This window comes from Reyranella humidisoli (assembly GCF_019039055.1).
Lineage (GTDB): Bacteria > Pseudomonadota > Alphaproteobacteria > Reyranellales > Reyranellaceae > Reyranella > Reyranella humidisoli.
The window spans coordinates 1,947,580-1,966,998 of record NZ_JAHOPB010000001.1 but is presented as its reverse complement, the minus strand read 5'-3'; the positions used below and the strand labels follow the sequence as shown (position 1 = coordinate 1,966,998).

Genomic DNA, 19,419 nt, shown 5'->3' with positions numbered 1-19,419 from the left:
ATAGCTCCAAATTGAGCAGGTCTTGTCTTGCGCTGTTCAAATTGCAACACGAACAACGCTCCTGACGCACGCTTCTGCATCGACTGCGGCACGGCGCTGGGACAGCCCTGTCTTTCTTGCCATTCGAGCAATCCGCCTGCTGCCCGCTTCTGCGGCCAGTGCGGCACGGCGCTCTCAACGAAGACCGTCGCCAGCAAATCACCAGCCAGCGACGGCGAACTGAAGCAGATCACCGTTCTGTTCGCTGACGTATCCGGATCGACCGAGCTGATCGAGCGGCTCGATCCGGAAGAGGCTGCCAGGCGCCTTTCGCCCGCCATCGAGGCCATGCACGAGGCCGTGCGGCGTTTCGAGGGGTCGGTCGTCAAGGTCCAGGGCGACGGTGTCATGGCGCTGTTCGGGGCGCCCACCCCACAGGAGGATCATGCGGTGCGCGCCTGTTGCGCGGCCCTCGCCATGCAGGCCTCGGTCAAGGCCTTGCCAGGCGAGGCGTTGCCGATCCGCGTCGGCATTCATTCGGGCGAAGTGCTGGCCCGCACCGTCGCCACAGATTTCTCCACCGACTTCGACGCCACCGGCATCACCGTCCACATCGCGAGCCGCCTGGAAGGCCTGGCGCCGTCGGGGGGGATCGCGATCTCGCCGGCCACGCTGAGAGGCGCCCGCCAGTTCGTATCGGTGGACTCGATGGGCGACCGGGAGGTGCGCGGCCTGTCGGCGCCAATGGAAGTGTTCCTGCTGACCGGCCTGCGCCGCGGGCCGACCAGCCAGCGCTTCAGTCTCGAACGGGAGCGCTCGGGTTTCGTGGGACGCGAGGCGGAGCTGGCGCTTCTCGAGCGCAACCTCGAGCGCGCGACCGAAGGCGATGGCTGCGCCGTCGGCGTGGTCGCGGAAGCGGGCGTCGGCAAGAGTCGCCTTGCATTCGAGTTTGCGGAACGTTGCCGCGCGCGGGGTATCCGCGTGCTCGAAGGTCGCGCCCTCGCGCACAGTCGCGCGACGCCGTTCGAGCCGGTCATCGATATCCTCAAGGCGTTCTTCGAAATCGCCCCGGACGATAGCCCCGAGCGCGGCCGGGCCAAGGCGGCCGAAGTCCTGGATCTCATCGATCCGGCGTTGGGCACCGAACTGCCGCTGCTCGTGGATTTCCTGGGTCTTGGGTCCGGTGCTCCGCCCCTTCCGAGGATGGATCCGGGGACCCGCCGGGACCGGCTCGAATTGCTCTTCCGGCGCCTGGTCCGCGCGGCCGGCGCGACCACGCCCGCCGTCATCCTGCTCGAGGACCTCCACTTCATGGACTCGGGCAGCGAATCGCTGATCGAGGTTCTGGCGGAGGCCATGGTCGGCACCCGCCTCCTGCTGCTGGTGAACTTCCGGCCCGGCTATGCCGCGCCGTGGATGCGCGGCGACCATTACGATCAGGTCTCCCTGGCCCCGCTGCGCAAGAACGCCGCCGATGAATTGGCGTCCCATCTGCTGGGCGACGATCAGTCGGTCGTGCCGTTGCTGCCACTGATCGCCGACCGGGCGCGCGGCAATCCGTTCTTCATCGAGGAGCTGGTGCGAAAGTTCGCCGACGGCGGCCACCTTGCCGGCGAGGCCGGTGCCTACCGCCTCCTCCGGATGCCGGACTTGAAAACGGTCCCGGACAATGTGCAGGCGATCGTGGCGGCACGCGTCGACAGCCGCCCGGAGATGGAGCGCACGCTGCTCCAGACGGCCGCGGTCATCGGTCGCGAATTCATGGCGCCGATCCTGGAGCACGTCGCGGGACTGGCGGAAACGGTCGTGAGCATGGCCCTGCACCGCCTGTCGTCGGCCGGACTCGTCTATGAGACCGGTGGGTCATCGCCCGGAACCTTCGCCTTCAAGCACCCGATGCTTCAGGAGGTCATCTATCGCTCGCTCGTCTCGGACAAGCGGCGTGCGCTGCATGCGGCGGTCGCCGCCGAACTGGAGAAGACCCTGCCGGATCCGGGGGGCGCCCAGGCGGGCTTCATCGCCTACCACCTCGAGGAGGCGGGGAACATCCCGCAGGCGGCGTCGTACAACATGAAGGCCGCGATGTGGCACGGCACGCGCGATCCGGCGCAGGCGCTCGAAGCCTGGAAGCGCGTCCGCCGTTTGCTGCTCAGCCTGCCGCTGGAAGGCCCCGCGCGCTATCCTCTGTTGATGGCGAGCGGCCAGATCGTGAACTTCGCGTGGCGCGAAGGTCTCACTGCGGCCGACGTCGAGCCCTACTATAACGAGGCGCTGGAGATCGCACGCTCGCTCGGCGACATGCGCGCCATCACGCTGGTCACCGCCGCCTACGGCCGCGCGCTGGGCAGCACCGGCTCGGCGATGGATTATGTTGCCAAGGTGAGCGAGGCGCGCGACCTGCTCGACCCACAAAAGCATGCCGGACTGGCCGCGGTGCTGACGACCATCCGATGCCATGCGCTGCGTCTTGCCGGCGATTTACACGTGGCTCTCGCGGACAACGATCTGGCGCTCGCCAATGTCGACAAGGTCGAGGAGCAGGATCAGCAGACGCTGGGTTTCCGCGTCGACGTCTGGGTCAAGGGCATGCGCGGCCAGACGCTGGCCATGATGGGCAGATATGACGAGGCCCGCGCGCTCGCCACCGAACTGATCGCGAGTGATGAATCGCAGGTCGATGTTCTGCATCGGCTGCAGGCCCATGCCACGATGGCCGATATCGCCTGGGGGACGGGCGACGTGACCCTCGCCACCGAGCACAGCGCGGCCGCCCATCGCCTGGGCGAGAAGAGCGGCAATCCCTATCTCATGGTCTATGGGCGAGCCTACGCCGGCCTCGGCCAGGCCATGCGCGGCGAATATTCCGAAGCGACCACGACGCTGAGCAACACGCTGCGTCTCGCTCGCGAGCGCCAGGCGGGCCTCGAAAACGAAGCCCGAATCCTGTGCGACCTCGCCTATGTCCAGCTGCGGGCGGGCCTCGCCGACCGTGCGCGGGAGACGGCCGAAGAAGCCGCCGCCGTCGCGCGGCGACGAGGCGCCAAGGTCTGGCAGGCCTATGCGGAGTGGCTTATCCGCGGGCCGACTTCACCGGCTTTCAGATCATTACTGGCCGAGTCCGGCGCGGAGCTGTTGGCACACCTGCCATCGCCGCGGGACTGACTCAAGGCGCTGCGGCAAGTATCTGCCGCGCCGCCTGCCCGTCCGCCGCGATCTGGGCCTTCAGTGCATCGAGGCCCGCGAACTTCATCTCGGCCCGGATGAAATCGACCAGAGCGACCCGCAGGACCTTGCCGTAGAGGTCACCCGCGAAGTCGAACAGGTGGACCTCGAAATTCTCCTGCAGCTTGCCGAAGGTCGGGCGCTTGCCGAGGTTCGCCACCCCATTCCGCCACACCCCGTCGACCAGCGCACGCACCGCGTAGACGCCGAAGCGCGGGCGCAGATGTTCGCCGAGCGCCACGTTGGCGGTCGGGAAGCCGATCGTGCGGCCGCGCTGGTCGCCCAGTTCGACCGTGCCTTCGATCTCCCAGTCATGGCCCAGCAGACCGGCGGCGTCGCGCGCCCAGCCGTGCCGCAGCGCCTCGCGGATGCGCGTGGAAGAATAGATCTCGCCCTCGTGCGTCACCGGGTCGAGCACCGTGACGCCGAAGCCATGCGCCTTGCCCTCGGCACGCAGCATCTCGACATTGCCGCTGCGCCGAGCGCCGAAGGTGAAGTCGTAACCGCACACGACATGGCGTGCGCCGAGGCCCTTCCGCAGCACGTCCTCGATGAACGACGCGGCAGGCAGCGCCGCGAAGGATTCGTCGAAGCGCTGTGCCAGCACCGCCTGCACGCCATGCCCGGCCAGCAGGCGCGTCTTGGCCGGCAGCAGAGTGAGGCGGAACGGTCCGGTGTCAGGCACGAAGAAGCCGCGCGGGTGCGGCTCGAAGGTGAAGGCGACCACGGGCGCGCCCAGCGATGCCGCCTGCTCGCGCGCCCGCGCCAGCAGGGCCTGATGGCCGCGATGCACGCCGTCGAAATTGCCGAGCGCCACCACCCCGCCCTTCCATTCGGGCGGCACGGAACGCCAGGCGTCGAACACCGGGATCATGCGAAAACTCAGGCCGCGTCGCGCCGCGGCACCAGCACGACGGCCTCGCCGTCGATCACGACCTTGTCGCCGTTCAGGCACTGGGTCTTGAGCGTGACGCGGCGGCGCTTGTCGTCGATCGCGGTGATGGTCGCCACCGCCGTAATCGTGTCGCCGATGATGACCGGCGCCATGAAGTTCATGGTCTGCGAGATATAGACGGCGCCGGGCCCGGGCAGCTTGGTGCCGACCACGGTCGAGATGAAGCTGCCGCTCAGCATGCCGTGGGCGATGCGTTGGCCGAAGCGCGTGGTGCGCGCGAAGCCGTCATGCAGGTGGATCGGGTTGGTGTCGCCCGACACGCCCGCGAAGGCCATGATGTCGGCCTCGGTCACGGTCTTGCCGAACATCGCCGACATGCCCGGCTTGAGGTCTTCCAGGAACAGGCCATTCATGGCCGCGAAGGCGCTCGACACGTGATTGATCTCCCCAGTTGGCGCGGTCCTCTTACCACGCGCCGGAGCCTGTGCCACAGTCCCGGTAAATGACCGTTCACATGCCGTCCGAGACTGAAAACGTCGCCCGCGTGCTCGCCGAAGCGACCAGCCGCCATTTCGCCGCCCCCGCCACAATCGAAAGACTGAGTCGCCAGTCCGGCGGCGCCTCGCGCCAGACCTGGAGTTTCGACGCGCTGGTCGACGGCGAACGCCACGCGCTGATCCTGCGCCGCGATCCGCCGACCCAGGGCAAGACAGACCGCGAGCGTGCCGTCGCCATCGACCGTGCCACCGAGTTCCGCGTGCTGCAGGCCGCCCATGCGGCCGGCGTGCGCTCGCCCGAACCCCTGTTCGAGCTGACCGCCCAGGACGCCTTGGGCGAGGCCTATGTGATGCGCCGCATCGGCGGCATCGCCATCGCCCGCAAGCTGCTGCGCGACGCGCCCTACGAGACGGCGCGCGGCAAAATCGCATCCCAGCTCGGCGAGATCCTGGCGCGCATCCATGCGACCGATACCGCCACCCTGCCGAACCTCGTGCGTCGCGAAGCCGCCGACCATATCGCCGAGCTGCGCCGCTCGCTCGACATGCTGGGCCGCCCGCAGCCGGTGTTCGAGCTGGCGCTGTCGTGGCTCGACCGCCGCAAGCCCGCCCCGCTCGCGCGGCCGGTGCTGGTGCATGGCGACTATCGCACCGGCAACTATCTCGTCGACGAGACGGGCGTGACGACGATCCTTGATTGGGAACTCGCCCATCTCGGCGACCCGGTCGAAGACCTCGGCTGGCTTTGCGTGAAGAGCTGGCGCTTCGGCGCGGTCGACAAGCCGGCTGGCGGCTTCGGCACCCGGGAGGAACTGTGGGCCGCCTACGAGCGCGCCGGCGGCGGCAAGGTCGATCCGGTCCGGGCGCACTGGTGGGAAGTCTTCGGCACGGTCCACTGGGGCATCATCTGCCTCAACCAGGCCTGGAAGCATCTCTCGGGTTCGATCAGGTCGATGGAGCACGCCTCCATCGGCCGCCGCGCCGTCGAGACCGAAGTCGACCTCCTGCAATTGCTGAAGCAGGGAGCCTGACCGTGGCCCAGGACCGCCCCACTGCCGCCGAGCTGCTGACCGCCATCGCCGACTTCCTGCGCGAGGAGGCGACGCCGGCGCTCGACAAGGCCGAGCCGCGTCTCGGCTTCCAGATGCGCGTTGCCGTGAACTCGCTCGCCATTCTCGAACGCGAGGTGCGTCTCGGCCCGGCAGCCGACGCACGCGAGCACGAGCGCCTCGTCAAATTGCTTGGACACGAAGCGACGCTCGACGAACTGAACAAGGAGCTGGCGCGCCAGTTGCGCACCGGAGAACGCGACGAGAGCGACGCGGCGCTGATGGCGCATCTCGACGCAACCATCGCCGACAAGATCGCCATCGCCAACCCGAAGTGGCGTTAAGTCCGTGTCATCCTGAGCGCAGCGAAGGATCCTTCGCTGCGCTCAGGATGACACCTAATACTTCGGTCTTGGCCGAACCATTGACCGTGGCGGGACACCGGACGCAGGCCTAGATTTCCGTCCATGACCACCGTGAACGCCCTTTCCGAGATCGCCGCCCTGATGGGCGACCCGGCGCGTGCCTCCATGCTGTCGCTGCTGATGGACGGTCGCGCGCATACCGCGTCGGACCTCGCGCACAATGCCGGTATCACCGCGCAGACCGCGAGCGGGCATCTCGCACGCATGGTCGAGGCCAACCTGCTGGCCGCCCGCGCCGAGGGCCGCAACCGCTTCTATCGCCTGGCATCGGCGGACGTGGCGCACGCCATCGAATCGCTGATGGCGCTGGCCGGCACGCGCGCGGCGCCGGCGTCCAAGGCTGCGGCGTGGCGGCGCGATCCGGATCTCCGCTTCTGCCGCACCTGCTACGACCATCTCGCCGGGCAGGTCGGCATCGCCGTCACCGATTCGCTGACCCGGCATGGCCATCTCGAACCCAAGGGCCCGCGCGACTGGCAGCTGACAAACTCGGGCGAGCTGTTCTGCGAGCGGCTGGGCGTCGATCTCGACACGGCACGCAGGACGAGTTCGCGCCACTTCGCCCGCCAGTGCCTCGACTGGAGCGAACGCCGGCCGCACATCTCCGGCGCGCTGGGCGCGGCCATCGCCGACACGTTCTTCAAGCGCGGCTGGGCCGAGCGACTGCGGCGCAGCCGCACTGTGCGCCTCACCGATTCCGGCCGCCGCGCTCTCGGCAGCCACTTCGGCGCGACGGTCTAGCTCACCAACCTTGGAAGCGCGGCCACGGCGCCGCGTCGCCGGCCGGCGTTACCGCGACGTAGGACGGGTATTGCGCGCCGGTCGCGCAGGCGTGGTTGGGCAGGATGCGCAGCCGTGCGCCGATCGGGAAGCGCTCGACGAGGCCCGTGTCGGCCGTGCCGTCGCGCCGCGAGACGATGCCGTGCTCCTGGTTCGCACCCGACACGATCAGCCCGTCGATCACGTTTCCCGCGACGTCGCACACCGCGCCGTAACCATAGTCGATCTTCTGGCGCTGCGTGCCGCGGTCGCGGCTCATCGCCATCCAGCCGGCATCGACGATCACCCAGCCCTTCTCGGGCTGATGGCCGATCACCGTGGTCAGGACCGAGAGCGCCACGTCCTGCGGCGTGCAGACGCCGACATTGGACATCACCAGATCGAAGAAGACATAGACGCCCGCGCGCACCTCTGTGACGCCTTCCAGGTTCTGCGCCGCAATCGCCGTCGGCGTCGAGCCGATGCTGACTTCCGGAGAAGCGATGCCTACGGCCCGCAGCCGCTCGGCTGCGCGCACGCACAGCGCCCGCTCCTGCTCGGCCAGCGCCTGCAGCGCCTGCGGCGTGTCGAGATCGTAGGAGCTGCCGGCATGGGTCAGCACGCCCTTCACCGTCGCGCCGCCCGCCTGCAGGACCCTGCCGATGTCGAGCAGTTCCGGCGCTCCGGGCTGCACGCCCGAACGATGGCCGTCGGAATCGATCTCGATCATCACGGCGAAGGTCAGGCCCGCGGCCTTGCCCTTGGCGACGACGGCCTGGGCGGCGGTCACCGAATCGACGAGCAGCGTGAGCGCGCAGCCCTTGGCGACGAGCGCAACGGCGCGGTCGAGCTTGTCCGGCGCGATGCAGACCGCATAGAGCACGTCGGAGAAGCCGGCGGCGAAGAACTGCTCGGCCTCCTTGAGGGTCGAGACCGTGATGCCCGCGGCGCCCGCCTTCTGCTGCGCCCGTGCGACCTCGACGCACTTCGACGTCTTCACGTGCGGCCGCAGGCGCACGCCGAGCGCGGCGAGATGGTCTTGCATGCGCGCGATGTTGCCCGCCATGCGGCGCTCGTCGATGAGCGCCGCCGGGGTCTCGATGTCCATCAGCTTCAAGAGTTCACCCTTCAGTCGAGATACTCGCCGCGCGCCTTCAGCGCCGGCACGTCCTTCTCCAGCCCGCGCGCGATCAACGCCATCACGGTAGCCGGCTGCAGCGCCTCGGGCGACGGCAGATCGACGCCGACGGCGGTCATCTGCTTCACCAGCGCCGGATCGGCCACCGCCGCCCGCAGCGCCTGGTTCAGGCGGGCCATCGCGGGCTGCGGCGTGCCCTTCGGCGCGAACAGCGCGTTCCACGAGCGGAGGTTGACGTCGTAGCCCTGGCTCGCCGCCGTGGCGACGTCCGGAAGCTGCGGCAGCGCCTGGTCGCTCAGCACCGAGAGCGCCTTGATCTTGCCGCCCGCGATCTGCGGCAGCGCCGTCGTCGTCTGGTCGCACATGAAATCGATATGGCCGCCCATCAGGTCGTTCATCGCCGGCGCCACGCCGCGATAGGGCACGTGGGTGATGTTGAGCTTGAGCGCCGACAGCAGCACGACGCAGGCGTAGTGGGAGATCGAGCCGACTCCGGCGCTGCCATAGGTCATGCCGGCCTTGTGCTGCTCGGCATAGGCGATGAATTCCTTGAGGTTGGCGACCGGCAGGCCCGCCTTGGCAACCAGCAGCAGCGGCGCCGTGCCGGCAAGGCCGATCGGCTCGAAGCCCGTCAGCGGATCGTAGGGCAGCTTCTTGAAGAGCGCGGCATTGGCGACGTGCGTGCCGATCGTGCCGAAGCCGATCGTATAGCCGTCGGGCGCGGCGGCCATCAGCTTCGCGAGCCCGATTGTGCCGCTGGCGCCGCCGATATTCTCGACCACCACGGTCTGCTTGAGATCCGCGGCCATGCCCTGCGCCAGCGCGCGGGCCAGCGCGTCGCTCGGGCCGCCGGCCGGAAACGGCACGATCAGCGTCAGTGGCTTGGCGGGAAAGCCCTGGGCCGTGGCGGCGGTGGCCGCCAGCAACAGCGGCGCGAGGGTGAGCAACAGTCGGCGCATGATCATGACGGACGTCCTTCCAGCCAGGGGAGAAGATCGTCGAGCGTCGACCGCTCGAGGGAAGCGACCGGCGCGCCGGCGGGGCGCGAGAGGCCGACGCGGTTGTGCCAGTAGGTCCTGAGGCCGACGGCAGAGGTGCCGAACAGGTCGTAGCCGGAGCCCGCAACGAAGGCAGCCTCTTCCGACGCGACGCCCAGCGTCGCCAGCGCCAGCCGGTAGGGGCGCGGATCGGGCTTGTAGCAGCCCGCTTCCTCGGCCGTGACGATGCAGTCCCAGCGTACCTTCAGGCGACTTGCCGCCTGCCGGCCCAGCCGGATCGAGCAGTTGGTGACGACGGCCAGCTTGGTGCGGCCGGCCAGCGCGTCGAGGGCGTTCTGCGCGCCGCTCCAGGGCGGCAGCTCCAGCCAGCGCGCTTCCAGCGTGTCGGCCGCCGCTGCCGGCAGGCCGGTCGCCACCGCCGCTTCCTGCACCAGCTGCTCATAGGGCACGTAGCTGCCGCAGCCATAGGTGAGCCGCAGATACTCCGCCCGCCACGCGCGACCGCGTTCCTCGGAACCCGCCACGTCGTTCCACAGGGTCCAGGAATCCAGAAGCGCCGTCAGCAGGTCGAACAGCACGGCTTTGGGAAAGGTCGTCGTCATGCCGGTACGGTAGCAGGCGGCAGGCCATCGGTGCTTAAATAGAACCAATAGTTCAGTTAAGGAAAACTGAATGATCTCGCTTGCCGACCTGCAGTTCATGGAAGCCCTGGCGCGGACCGGCTCGCTGAGCGGGGCCGCCCGGTCGCTCAACGTCACGCCGCCGGCGCTGTCGCTGCGCCTCAAGAAGCTCGAACAGGCGCTGGGCGTCAGCCTCGTCGTGCGCAGCTCGCGCCGCGTGCGCTTCACCGGTGAGGGCGAGCATCTGGTGAGCGAGGCGCAGGCGATGCTGACCCGCATCGGCGCGCTCACCGACCTGCTGGGACAGGAGGGCGGCGCGCTGTCGGGGCCGCTGCGGATCGTGGCGCCCTTCGGCTTCGGCCGGCTGCACGTCGCACCGCTCGTCGCCCGCTTCGCCGAACGCCACAAGGCGATCCGCGTCACGCTCGATCTCTCCGAACGGCCGTGGACCGACAGCGAGGACGCCGATGTCGTCGTGCATATCGGCGCGGTGCGCGATTCGACCTGGGTCGCGCATGTGCTGGCGCGCAACGATCGCTGGGTCTGCGCCGCGCCGGCCTATCTCGAGCGGCGCGGCATTCCGGCCGATCCGCGCGACCTGCTGCAGCACGACTGCCTCTGCGTGCGCGAGAACAACGAGGACGTGACGCTCTGGCGCCATCGCCGCGGCAGCCGCGCCGGCGCCGTGCGCGTCACGCCGACGCTCACCAGCAACGATGGCGAGGTCGTGCGCAACTGGGCGCTGGCCGGCCTCGGCCTCATGCTGCGCTCGCAGTGGGACGCCGCGCCCTTCGTGAAGCGGGGCGAGCTCAGGCGCGTGCTGGCGCCGTGGTCGTTCGAGGGCGCCGACATCCTGGCGCTGGTGCCAGCGCGACGCGGCATCTCGGCCCGCGTCACGTCCTTCGTCGACTTCCTGAAATCGTCCCTCAGGTCGCAGCCGCCGGGACGCTAGCGACTTTCCAGGCGAGAACTGAACACGGCAGGCATCCAAACAACGCCTCACCCTGAGGAGCGAACGCAGTGAGCGTCTCGAAGGGTGGGCACGAGCACCACGTCTGCAGCCCATCCTTCGAGACGGCGCGCTTTGCGCGCCTCCTCAGGATGAGGTGGATTGGTGAACTCGACGCGCAAAGAGTCTAGGTCTTCGTGTAGCCGGTGCCGTCGCCGGAGGAGATCTTGGCGATCGAGGAGGCGCGCAGGATCTTCTGGTCGCCCACGGTCAGGTAGATGTTGGTGAAGAGAAGCGTGCGCGTCTGGCGGATCAGCTCTGCGCGGCCCTCCACCCAGTCGCCGACGAGGGCGGGCGCCACGAAGTCGAACGTCATGCTGACGGTCGGCAGGAACTTGCGCAGGCCCGCGAGATAGCCGCCACCCATCGTGCCGACCAGGTCGGCGACCGTCATCATCATGCCGCCGTGCAGGCCGCCGGCCGGGTTGCACATGTTCTGCTGGACGCGGATCGCCAGCACGAACTCGTCGCGCGTGCCCTTCTCGCCGCGCTTGGCGTACATGTTGCCGACATGGGTGTTGAAGGTCGGCTCGGGCCGGCCGCGCGCGAAATCGACGAGCTTGAAACCTTCGGGCGGACTGTCGGGTATTTCGGAAGACACGCTAGCTCCGGACTTTGAGGGGGCGTCCCGGCCGCAGCAGCGCGAAATCGCCCAGCCCGGCCAGAACATCGTGGCGCGGACCATAGAGTCGGCCCCTCACCTGCGCCACATGCTCGTCATGGCCCAGCAGTTCGCCGGTCGCCTCCAGCCAGTCGCCGACCCGTGCCGGCGTCAGATAGTCGAGCGTGAGCTTCAGGGTGACGCAGCGCCGGTCGATGGCGCGATAGACCACCGAGCCCAGCGCGGCATCGATGAAGGCGGCCATCATGCCGCCATGCACGATGCCGAGCGCATTGGCATGTTGCGGGCCCGGCATGAAGCCGCGCCAGACCCTGTTGCCCTCGACCTTCTCGAACCACGGTCCATTGGCCGCAGTGAAACCGGTCGCCTCGGTGAGTTCTCTAAATCCTGCCGGAATGTCCACGCGCCATCTTAGGCAATCCCGGCCAGCAGCACCAAGCCATAGCCGACATAGTAGAGGCCCAGCACGGTGATGAGTCGCCCGGCCCAGGTGCGGAACTGGCCGTCGGACAGTCGTTCCAGGATCGTCTTGCCGAGCGACGTGCCCAGCATCGAGGCGCCGACGGCCATCGCCAGCACCCAGGGCTCGACCGAGCCCGCGCCCTCGATCAGCGCGCCGAAGTAGAGCAGCTTCGAACCGTGGCCGAACACCTGGCACGAGGCCTTGGTCGCCACGATCTGATGCCGGTTCAGGGCCGAACGCAGGAAGAGCTGGTCCATCAGCGGCCCGGTGACGCCGGTGAGCAGCATCAGCGCCATGCAGGCCACGCCGCCGCCCAGCGCCTGCACCGGGCCCAGGGTCGCGGGCATGAGCCTTGCGGGCACGATGCGCAGGAGGAAGGGCGAGATGCCCAGCATCAGCAACGCGATGGCCTTCTCCGGCACGTAGAGCGTGAGCGACCAGAGGCCGACGGCGATGAAGCAGCCCATCACGTAGAAGACGGTGATCCGCCACTGGATGTGCCGCCACCACAGGAAGGCGCGCCAGCCGTTGGACGCCATCTGCGTCACCGCATGCAGCACCATGGCCATGGGCAGCGGCAGCACGAACAGCAGCACCCCGATGAGAACCATGCCGCCCGCCATCCCGAAGATGCCGGACAGGAAGGCCGTGAACACCATCAGGACGCCGAGCCCCAGAGCCATCGTTATTGTCATCTTGCCCTCGCCGATCCGAAGGCTCCTCACGCCGAGGAGGCCGCGCACGCGGCCGTCTCGAAGCATGGGCACCCACCGGAACCGTTGCCCACCCTTCGAGACGCGCGCCCTGCGCGCTCCTCAGGGTGAGGACGAGGGTTTGTCTAAGGTCAACTTATGCAGTGTTCAAATATATGATATAGATGTCTTCGATACTTACTGGATATCCAGATGGAACTGCGACACCTCCGCTACTTCGTGGCCGTCGCGCATGAAGGCCATGTAACGAGGGCGGCCGCGAAGCTGCACATGCAGCAGCCGCCGCTCAGCCAGCAGATCCGCGCGCTGGAGCGCGAGATCGGCGCGCCGTTGCTGCTGCGCCACCCACGCGGCGTCAGCCTGACCGATGCCGGCCGTTCCTTCCTGGCCGATGCCGAGGCAATCCTGGCGTCGGTCGAACGCGCCACCGTGAAGGCCCGCCGCACCGCGCGCGGCGAGACCGGCCGCATCGCCGTGGGCTTCACGACGTCGGCCCCGTTCCATCCCCTGGTCGCACGCGCCATCCGCGAGTTCCGCCGCGAGCGACCCGACATCTCGTTCGTGCTGGAAGAGAGCAGCTCGGGCGACCTGCTGGCCGCGGTACGCGACGAGCGGCTCGACATCGCCTTCATCCGCTCTGGCCTCACCGATGCGCAGGGGCTGGCGATGCACGCCCTGCTGCACGAGGAGATGGCGGCCGCCCTGCCCACGCGCCACCGGCTCGCGCGGCGCCCGACCCTCACGCTCAAGGATCTCGCGGCCGAAGACTTCATCCTCTATCGCCGGGCCGACGGGCGCGGCCTCTACGACGCCATCATCGCGGCCTGCAGCGCGGCCGGCTTCAATCCGCATGTCAGCCAGGAGGCGCCGCGCATCGTCTCGACCCTGAATCTGGTGGCGGCCGGCCTCGGCATCACCATCGTACCGGCGTCGCTGAGCCGCCTGCCGCTGGAAGGTGTAACCTACCGCCCGCTCTCCGGACGGCCCGCCTTGAAGGTGCCGCTCAACCTCGCCTATCGCCGCGACGAAGCATCGGCCGCGACGCTCGCGTTCATCGATCAGGTCCGACACCTCGCATGAAATCGGTCAAGACCATCGGCCACTCCAACCATCCGATCGAGCGCTTCGTGGCACTCCTGAAGGCCGGCGGCGTCGATCGGTTGGTCGACGTGCGCTCCACGCCGTGGTCACGCCGTCATCCGCAGTTCGGCCGGGAGAAGCTCGCGAAGTCGCTGGCCGAAGCCGGCATCGCCTATGTGCATGAAGGCGCGGCGTTGGGCGGAAAGCCCGCGGCCGGCGGCAGCTACGACCAGCTTGCCGCGCGACCCGACTTCAAGGCCGGCCTCGACCGCGTGATCGAGGGCGCGGACGGCAAGACCTTGTGCCTGATGTGCGCCGAGAAGGAGCCACTCGACTGCCATCGCACGGTATTGCTGTCGCGTCGTCTCGCAGAGCGCGGCGTCACCATCGAGCACCTGTTGGCCGATGGCGGTACGCAGCCGCATCATGCGGTCGAGGAAGTGTTGCTGGGCAAGGAAGCCGCCCCCGACCTGTTCGAGGATCGCGCCGCGCGACTGGCTCGTGCATGGCGCCGCCTCGAGACGAAGTGGGGTCGCGCCGGCACTGGCGAAGGAGAATGACGGAAATGGAAGTCCGCGAGATAGAAACCGCGCCCGGCCTGGTGTTCGACGCCTCGGTGGCCGGCAAGGACGACGACACGCTGGTCCTGATGCTGCACGGCTTCGGCGTGTCGCGGCATTTCTGGAAGGCGCAGGTGCCGGCGCTGGGCCAGGCGGGCTACTTCGCGGTGGCGCCCAACCAGCGCGGCTATTCGGCCGGCGCGCGACCCGATCCGGCCGATCTCGATTCCTATCGCTTCGACAAGCTCACGGGCGATGCGCTCGACATCGTCTCGGCCGTTGGGCATGGCAACAAGCGCTTCCATCTGGTCGGCCACGATTGGGGCGCGAGCCTGGCCTGGGCCATCGCCTTCCGTAGCCCTGAGAAGCTGCGTTCGCTCACCATCCTCTCGCGACCGCATCCGATGTCGTTCGCGCGCGCCCTGGCGATGCCCGACGGCGAACAGAAGCGTCGCTCCGGCCACCATCAAGCCTTCCTCGAGCCCGATGCCGTGCCGAAGCTGCTGGAGAACGACTGCGCCTGGCTGCGCAAGCGGCACGCCAAGGAAGGCGTGCCGATGGAAGCGATCGACCTGCATCTCTCCGTGCTCGGGAACGCGTCGGCCATGGAAGCCGCGCTTGCCTGGTATCGCGCCCGCGGCGAGCGGATGCTTCTCGGGCCCATCAAGGTGCCGACGCTCTATGTCTGGGGCGATGCAGACGACACGGTCGGGCGTGCCGCGGCCGAAGGCACGGGCGAGTTCATCGACGCGCCCTATCGTTTCGAAGTGCTGCCGGGCGTCGGCCACTACGCCGCCGATCAGAGGCCGGCGCGCGTGAACGAGCTTCTACTGGAGCATCTCGGCCGTCACGCGGCCTAGGATCAGGGTCATCTTGATCCATCTAAATTAAGTCACTCACCTCACCCTGAGGAGCGAACGCAGTGAGCGTCTCGAAGGGTGGGCACGAGCACCACGTCTGCTGCCCATCCTTCGCGACGGTCGTGGAGTCTACCCCGAGGTACTCGAGGGGCGACCTCCTCAGGATGAGGCAAGTGGGTCAGTACGACGGCTTTAAGCTAAGGCTTGCACTCGAGCTTGGTGAGGCGCGGCGTGAAGGTCGGAAGCGCCGTCGAGGCGTCGGCCGGCCAGGCGCGCGGCCAGGCCTTGTCGGCGAGCTTCTTCTCGACGATCGGCACGAGCAGGTTGAAGGCCGTCCAGGCGCGGATGCGCGTGCCGGCATAGTTGGTGTGGACGGCGTCGGTGAACAGGTCCGGGTCGAACGGCATGTTGCCGACGATATCGAGGAAGTCGATGCCGTGCGTGGCGGCATACTTCGCGAAGTACCGGTTCTGAAACTTCGCCAGCCGTTCGAGGTCGCGATAGCGGTATGGCCAGTTGGCGGCGTTGAGCTGTTCGATGATGTACTTGTGGCGAACCGGATCGACGACCAGTCCGTCCTTCACCATCAGGAAGAACGACGCGAGCGCCATGTCGGCACCGATCGACTTGAGATCGCCGCGGATCTGGTCGAGGTCCCACCGGATGAGGTTGAGGCTGACCGGCAGCTTGGCGAAGTCGAGTTGCGGCGACATCTCGTCGAGCCCTTCCGGCCAGATCACCTTGTAGTCGGGCTTGGGCCATTCGCCGCCGCCGCCGGTTCCGGCGCCCGCGATGGCGAAGGCCGCCTGGATGCGACCGATCAGGGCGGAATAACGTGCGCCTTCCTTCAGCCAGGCCACCGCCGCCGGCTCCTGCGCATTCGACGGGCGGGCGACGGGGTCGGTGGGCACGTTCTCGACGATCGAGGCGGGCCGGAACTGGTTGCCGCCCTCGTGATAGACGACGAGATCGGGACGCAGCGGCAACACTTCGTTGCGCACGATGGCGGCGATGTCGTCGGAGATGATGCTCTCGCGGCCGGCATTCAGGACTTCGAACCTGATGCCGAGGCCCTTGGCCTTCGACCACATGTTCATCCAGTGGCCCACATACTCCGGCCAGGAAAAGGGAAGGTGGTGCGCCTCGACGACCGTCGAGGAGCCGACGAAGACGATGCGCACCGTCTTCTCGGGCCGCGGGTTCTCGATGGGCGGGCCGCGCCAGCCGATCTGGTTGGTCGTGAGGCCGCTCGGGATCGTGACGTCAGGCAGGAACCGGTAGGGCGGCCGGTCCTGGCCATCGGGCGCGTCGTAGAGGAAGAGCTGTCCCGGCGCATGTCGCAGGAACCAGTGCCTGCACGGATCGCCGGAGAAGCTGGTGTTCCAGACCTTGAAGGCATCGGAGGGACGAAACCACATGCCGCCGACGGGGTTGGCCTCGACGAAGCGATAGAGGCGCTCCCAGTCCTCGGGGACGGCGCGCTTGTTGGGCAGCGGCGCGGGCTCGGTGGAGAACCAGTCGCGCGCGACGCCCGGTGCGCGCGGCACCTTGTCGACGGACTCCTGCTTAACGCTCGCGAGCCCGGTCGGCTCGCTGAGCGGCATGTAGAAGATCGTGTAGCCGTCGATGTAGCGGATGACGCCTTCGGCAACGACCACACACAGGGAGATCGAAACCAGGAAGAGAAGCGCGTCCTTGATCAAGCGCATTACCTGCAGCCCTTGCCCTGATCCTTGCACAGACCGTCCAGCAGCGTGTCGAGTTCCGGCACCATCATCGTGGTGAAGGCGGCCATCGCGGCACCATTGGGATGCGGATCGGGAACCGTCACCCAGAGGCTCGCCGGATCGAGATTCTGTACCGTCGGCAACATGTCGAAGAACGGCACGCCCAGCCCCTCGACGTCGGCCTTCACCTTGGCGGTGACCTCGGGAAAGGGATAGGGCTTCAATTCGCGCAGTTCGGGAATGTTGAATACGACCAGTTTGACGCCCATCTCGCGCGCGGTCGTGGCGAAGCCCTGGATGGCCTTGCGGGTCTGCTGCCAGCCGGCCGCATCGTCCTTGTAGAGTTCGCGGTAGTAGCGTTTCCAGTCGGGCGCCTCGCCGAACTGACGCATCAGCGAATCGAGGCGATATTTAAAGACGACCCACGCCGCCGAATGCTCGTCGAGCCACGAGGTCTGGTTGTAGGTCGGCATCGGCTCGGCATCGTTGATGAAGTAGCTCAGCACGATGATGTCGGGCTTCAGCTTCGCGGCGGAGTCACGAAACAGCGTGAGTTCCTGCAGCGTGTTGTGGTTGCCCACGCCCAGATTATAGCTGTCGACCTTGCGGCCTTGCTTGACCAGGGCGGCGGTGACGCGGGCCGCGGCGGTCTCGTTCTGGGCGACGCCCCAGCCCAGGGTCGTCGAATCGCCCACAAAGGCGATGCGCGCCACGCCGGCCGGCGCCTTTTCGGGAATCTCCGACGAACGGAAACCGTGTGAATCGGTCGTTACCTTTACGCCCATGAGCTGGGCCTCGGCATTGGGCCGATGGCGATGGCCGAGATCGGGCCGCATGTCGCGCACCTTCACGTCGCGTGCGTAACGCCACATCTCGAGTTCGTAGAGCATGCCGTTGTCGAGAAACAGCCGGGTCATGCCTTCGAGGCAGAGAGCACAGACGGCCGTGAGGATCACGACGAGAAGCGTATTCTTGAGAAAGTTCATCGACCTTGTCGCTCGAGCGGTTCATCCAGAAAGCACGCGGACGGACGTCCAAGCCCTCGGACGGAGCGCGTTGGCTGGGGCGCCAGGATTCGAACCTGGGAATGGAGGAATCAAAATCCTCTGCCTTACCGCTTGGCGACGCCCCAGCAGGCGCTCGTTCGGGCGGGCGGGAACATAGTGGGTTGGCGCGGAGGCGCAACCCCGCTGCGTCAGGCGGCCTGGGCGGCCTTCTTGAGCGCGGCGCCGTGAACGAACGCCCCGTCGGCATAGAGCAGCGGCGATGCCGTCTCATGCAACGCCACGTCGACGATCTCGCCGATATAGATCGTGTGCGTCCCGGCAGAGAGTTCGGTGACGAGTTTGCAATCGAACGAAACCGGGCAGCCCTTCAACACCGGCGCGCCGGTCGTGAGCGTCGTCCATTCGCCCAGGTCGTTGAAGCGATCGTCGCCCTCGATCCCGTCCATGCCGGCGAACCGTTCCGCCAGCTTGCGATGCTCGGGACACAGGATGTTGACGCAGAAGAAGCCGGCCTCGCCGATCGGATCGTGGGCGCTCGCGGTCTTGTTGACGCAGACCAGGATCTGGGGCGGTTCGGCCGAAACCGAACAGACCGCCGTGGCGGTGAGACCGCCCCGCTGGTCCTGAAGCTTGGTGGTGATCAGGGTTACGCTCGCCGCGAGGTGGCGCATGCCCTTCTTGAAGGCTGCCGCATCGATACTCATGGCGTGACTCTAGGCCACGCCGGGCGGCTGCCGCCACTGCAAACGGCGGCTGACGCATCAGCTAAACCAGCGGCCGGCCAGCGAAATCGGCGGAATCCCGCAAAATCTACAGCCTCCGTGTTGCAATAAAACCTTCATCAGACCGTCGTTCTTTGAGGTTGCCCCCTCCCTTGCGGTCGCTACGGTCGGAGCGATGCCTGCCTCCGGGACCCGAATCGCCGCCGAAACAGCCCCCGACGTCGCACTGCGGCACATCGCGGCGGCCTGCCGGGCCGACCTTTCCCGGTATCGCGCCATCGTCCTGCAGAGCCGCCGGCCCATCGGCATCCACCAGGCCCGCGTCGCGCTACGGCGCCTGCGGGCGGCTTTCAGCGTCTTCCGCCCCGCCGTGGACGGGCCCGAGGTGCGGGCCCTGTCCGCCGAAGCCAGGTGGCTGGCGGGCGAATGCGGCCCCGCACGCGACCTGCATGTTTTCCTGACCGAGAGCGTCACGGACGTCCCGCCGGTCGTGAAGCGCGTGGCCGCCCGGCTGGCGTCCAGCCATCTGCAGCGCGCCCGGGCCGCCCTCTCCAGCGCCCGCTATTCGGCCTTCGACGAACGGCTCCAGGCCTTCGCGGGCGGCACGCCCGAGGCCGAACCGGCCGCGGAAGCCAAAGCCGCCCGCCTCGACACGTTCGGGCGCACGGTACTGGATGCCCGCCACGGCAAGGTCCTGCGCCGCGGCCGCTCGTTCGACCGGCTGGGTGAGGAGCAACTCCATCGCCTGCGCATCGGCATCAAGAAACTGCGCTATGCCGCGACTTACCTGGCGCCCGCCTTTGCGTCGCCTGCGGCCAAGCCCTATATCGAAGCAACGGTGCGCCTGCAGGGCGCGCTCGGCGCCTTGAACGATCGGGCGACGGCGGCCCGCATGCTGGCCGACATCGCCACGGCCGCCCGTCCCACCGAGGACACGGCCGCACCCCTCAAGGTCCTCGCCAGGCAGGCGGCAAGCGGCGAAAAGCGCCGCCGCCGCAAGCTCGAGCGGGCCTGGAAGGATTTCAGGAAGGTCGGGCGCTTCTGGCGGGCGTGAAGCCAGAACACAGGATTTCC

Annotated in this window: 20 protein-coding genes and 1 tRNA gene; 9 read left to right on the top strand and 12 right to left on the bottom strand. The window is 67.9% G+C overall.

Annotated elements, in window-relative coordinates:
• Nucleotides 1-27: 27 nt before the first annotated feature.
• The gene (locus KQ910_RS09655; RefSeq protein ID WP_216958853.1) at nucleotides 28-3,141 is read left to right on the top strand and encodes an adenylate/guanylate cyclase domain-containing protein; all 3,114 of its coding nucleotides are present in this window, start codon (nucleotides 28-30) and stop codon (nucleotides 3,139-3,141) included.
• 1 nt (nucleotide 3,142) lies between these two features.
• On the opposite strand, the gene KQ910_RS09650 is transcribed toward KQ910_RS09655, so the two are convergent.
• Complete coding sequence (locus tag KQ910_RS09650) at nucleotides 3,143-4,075, bottom strand: bifunctional riboflavin kinase/FAD synthetase (protein WP_216958850.1); 933 nt, start codon at nucleotides 4,073-4,075, stop codon at nucleotides 3,143-3,145.
• Nucleotides 4,076-4,083: 8 nt separating this feature from the next.
• Entirely contained in the window at nucleotides 4,084-4,530 is a 447-nt protein-coding gene (locus tag KQ910_RS09645; RefSeq protein WP_369408315.1) for a MaoC family dehydratase, read from the bottom strand.
• 80 nt (nucleotides 4,531-4,610) lie between these two features.
• Here KQ910_RS09645 and KQ910_RS09640 point away from each other — a divergent pair, with 80 nt between their 5' ends.
• The 3 genes from KQ910_RS09640 (at nucleotide 4,611) to KQ910_RS09630 (ending at nucleotide 6,808) form a co-directional block, all read left to right on the top strand.
• Nucleotides 4,611-5,624: a phosphotransferase family protein gene (locus tag KQ910_RS09640; RefSeq protein ID WP_216958848.1), complete on the top strand. Its 1,014-nt coding sequence runs from the start codon at nucleotides 4,611-4,613 to the stop codon at nucleotides 5,622-5,624.
• 2 nt (nucleotides 5,625-5,626) lie between these two features.
• Nucleotides 5,627-5,986: a DUF6285 domain-containing protein gene (locus tag KQ910_RS26940; RefSeq protein ID WP_216958844.1), complete on the top strand. Its 360-nt coding sequence runs from the start codon at nucleotides 5,627-5,629 to the stop codon at nucleotides 5,984-5,986.
• Between the two features lie 123 nt (nucleotides 5,987-6,109).
• On the top strand, nucleotides 6,110-6,808 hold the full coding sequence (locus KQ910_RS09630) for an ArsR/SmtB family transcription factor (protein WP_216958841.1): 699 nt from the start codon (nucleotides 6,110-6,112) through the stop codon (nucleotides 6,806-6,808).
• 1 nt (nucleotide 6,809) lies between these two features.
• Here KQ910_RS09630 and KQ910_RS09625 read toward each other — a convergent pair whose 3' ends face one another.
• The 3 genes from KQ910_RS09625 to KQ910_RS09615 are packed head-to-tail and all read right to left on the bottom strand — an operon-like array spanning nucleotide 6,810 to nucleotide 9,564.
• Nucleotides 6,810-7,934: a DSD1 family PLP-dependent enzyme gene (locus KQ910_RS09625; RefSeq protein ID WP_216958838.1), complete on the bottom strand. Its 1,125-nt coding sequence runs from the start codon at nucleotides 7,932-7,934 to the stop codon at nucleotides 6,810-6,812.
• A gap of 20 nt (nucleotides 7,935-7,954) precedes the next feature.
• A complete protein-coding gene (locus KQ910_RS09620) occupies nucleotides 7,955-8,929 on the bottom strand; it encodes a tripartite tricarboxylate transporter substrate-binding protein (protein ID WP_216958835.1) in 975 nt (324 codons plus the stop codon).
• Nucleotides 8,926-9,564, bottom strand: coding sequence for an HAD-IA family hydrolase (locus KQ910_RS09615; protein WP_216958832.1), 639 nt, complete (start codon nucleotides 9,562-9,564; stop codon nucleotides 8,926-8,928). The genes KQ910_RS09620 and KQ910_RS09615 overlap by 4 nt, the downstream gene beginning before the upstream one ends.
• Before the next feature lie 70 nt (nucleotides 9,565-9,634).
• Here KQ910_RS09615 and KQ910_RS09610 point away from each other — a divergent pair, with 70 nt between their 5' ends.
• Nucleotides 9,635-10,534: a LysR family transcriptional regulator gene (locus KQ910_RS09610; RefSeq protein WP_216958828.1), complete on the top strand. Its 900-nt coding sequence runs from the start codon at nucleotides 9,635-9,637 to the stop codon at nucleotides 10,532-10,534.
• A 184-nt stretch (nucleotides 10,535-10,718) separates the two neighbouring features.
• Here KQ910_RS09610 and KQ910_RS27195 read toward each other — a convergent pair whose 3' ends face one another.
• From KQ910_RS27195 to KQ910_RS09595, 3 genes are read right to left on the bottom strand one after another with little or no spacing between them, the layout of a single operon-like run.
• Nucleotides 10,719-11,192 (bottom strand): PaaI family thioesterase, encoded by a 474-nt coding sequence (locus KQ910_RS27195; protein ID WP_216958825.1) that lies wholly within the window; start codon nucleotides 11,190-11,192, stop codon nucleotides 10,719-10,721.
• A gap of 1 nt (nucleotide 11,193) precedes the next feature.
• Nucleotides 11,194-11,616 carry a PaaI family thioesterase gene (locus KQ910_RS26720; protein ID WP_068196149.1) on the bottom strand — a complete coding sequence of 141 codons (423 nt, stop codon included), beginning with the start codon at nucleotides 11,614-11,616 and terminating at the stop codon, nucleotides 11,194-11,196.
• A gap of 8 nt (nucleotides 11,617-11,624) precedes the next feature.
• Entirely contained in the window at nucleotides 11,625-12,371 is a 747-nt protein-coding gene (locus tag KQ910_RS09595) for a sulfite exporter TauE/SafE family protein (protein WP_229600365.1), read from the bottom strand.
• A gap of 210 nt (nucleotides 12,372-12,581) precedes the next feature.
• Here KQ910_RS09595 and KQ910_RS09590 point away from each other — a divergent pair, with 210 nt between their 5' ends.
• The 3 genes from KQ910_RS09590 to KQ910_RS09580 are packed head-to-tail and all read left to right on the top strand — an operon-like array spanning nucleotide 12,582 to nucleotide 14,889.
• Nucleotides 12,582-13,469 (top strand): LysR family transcriptional regulator, encoded by an 888-nt coding sequence (locus KQ910_RS09590; protein WP_216958821.1) that lies wholly within the window; start codon nucleotides 12,582-12,584, stop codon nucleotides 13,467-13,469.
• The gene (locus tag KQ910_RS09585; protein ID WP_216958819.1) at nucleotides 13,466-14,029 is read left to right on the top strand and encodes a DUF488 domain-containing protein; all 564 of its coding nucleotides are present in this window, start codon (nucleotides 13,466-13,468) and stop codon (nucleotides 14,027-14,029) included. Before KQ910_RS09590 ends, KQ910_RS09585 begins: the two co-directional genes overlap by 4 nt.
• A gap of 5 nt (nucleotides 14,030-14,034) precedes the next feature.
• A complete protein-coding gene (locus KQ910_RS09580; RefSeq protein WP_216958816.1) occupies nucleotides 14,035-14,889 on the top strand; it encodes an alpha/beta fold hydrolase in 855 nt (284 codons plus the stop codon).
• A gap of 197 nt (nucleotides 14,890-15,086) precedes the next feature.
• Here the strand turns inward: KQ910_RS09580 and KQ910_RS09575 are convergent, their stop codons facing one another.
• The 4 genes from KQ910_RS09575 to KQ910_RS09560 form a co-directional block, all read right to left on the bottom strand.
• Nucleotides 15,087-16,598: an SGNH/GDSL hydrolase family protein gene (locus KQ910_RS09575; RefSeq protein ID WP_216958814.1), complete on the bottom strand. Its 1,512-nt coding sequence runs from the start codon at nucleotides 16,596-16,598 to the stop codon at nucleotides 15,087-15,089.
• A complete protein-coding gene (locus KQ910_RS09570) occupies nucleotides 16,598-17,602 on the bottom strand; it encodes an SGNH/GDSL hydrolase family protein (RefSeq protein ID WP_216958811.1) in 1,005 nt (334 codons plus the stop codon). The genes KQ910_RS09575 and KQ910_RS09570 overlap by 1 nt, the downstream gene beginning before the upstream one ends.
• A 71-nt stretch (nucleotides 17,603-17,673) precedes the next feature.
• A tRNA-Gln gene (locus tag KQ910_RS09565) sits at nucleotides 17,674-17,748 on the bottom strand.
• 63 nt (nucleotides 17,749-17,811) lie between these two features.
• The gene (locus tag KQ910_RS09560; RefSeq protein ID WP_216958808.1) at nucleotides 17,812-18,327 is read right to left on the bottom strand and encodes a flavin reductase family protein; all 516 of its coding nucleotides are present in this window, start codon (nucleotides 18,325-18,327) and stop codon (nucleotides 17,812-17,814) included.
• Nucleotides 18,328-18,520: 193 nt separating this feature from the next.
• Here KQ910_RS09560 and KQ910_RS09555 point away from each other — a divergent pair, with 193 nt between their 5' ends.
• Nucleotides 18,521-19,399, top strand: coding sequence for a CHAD domain-containing protein (locus KQ910_RS09555; protein WP_216958804.1), 879 nt, complete (start codon nucleotides 18,521-18,523; stop codon nucleotides 19,397-19,399).
• The last annotated feature ends 20 nt before the right edge of the window (nucleotides 19,400-19,419 follow it).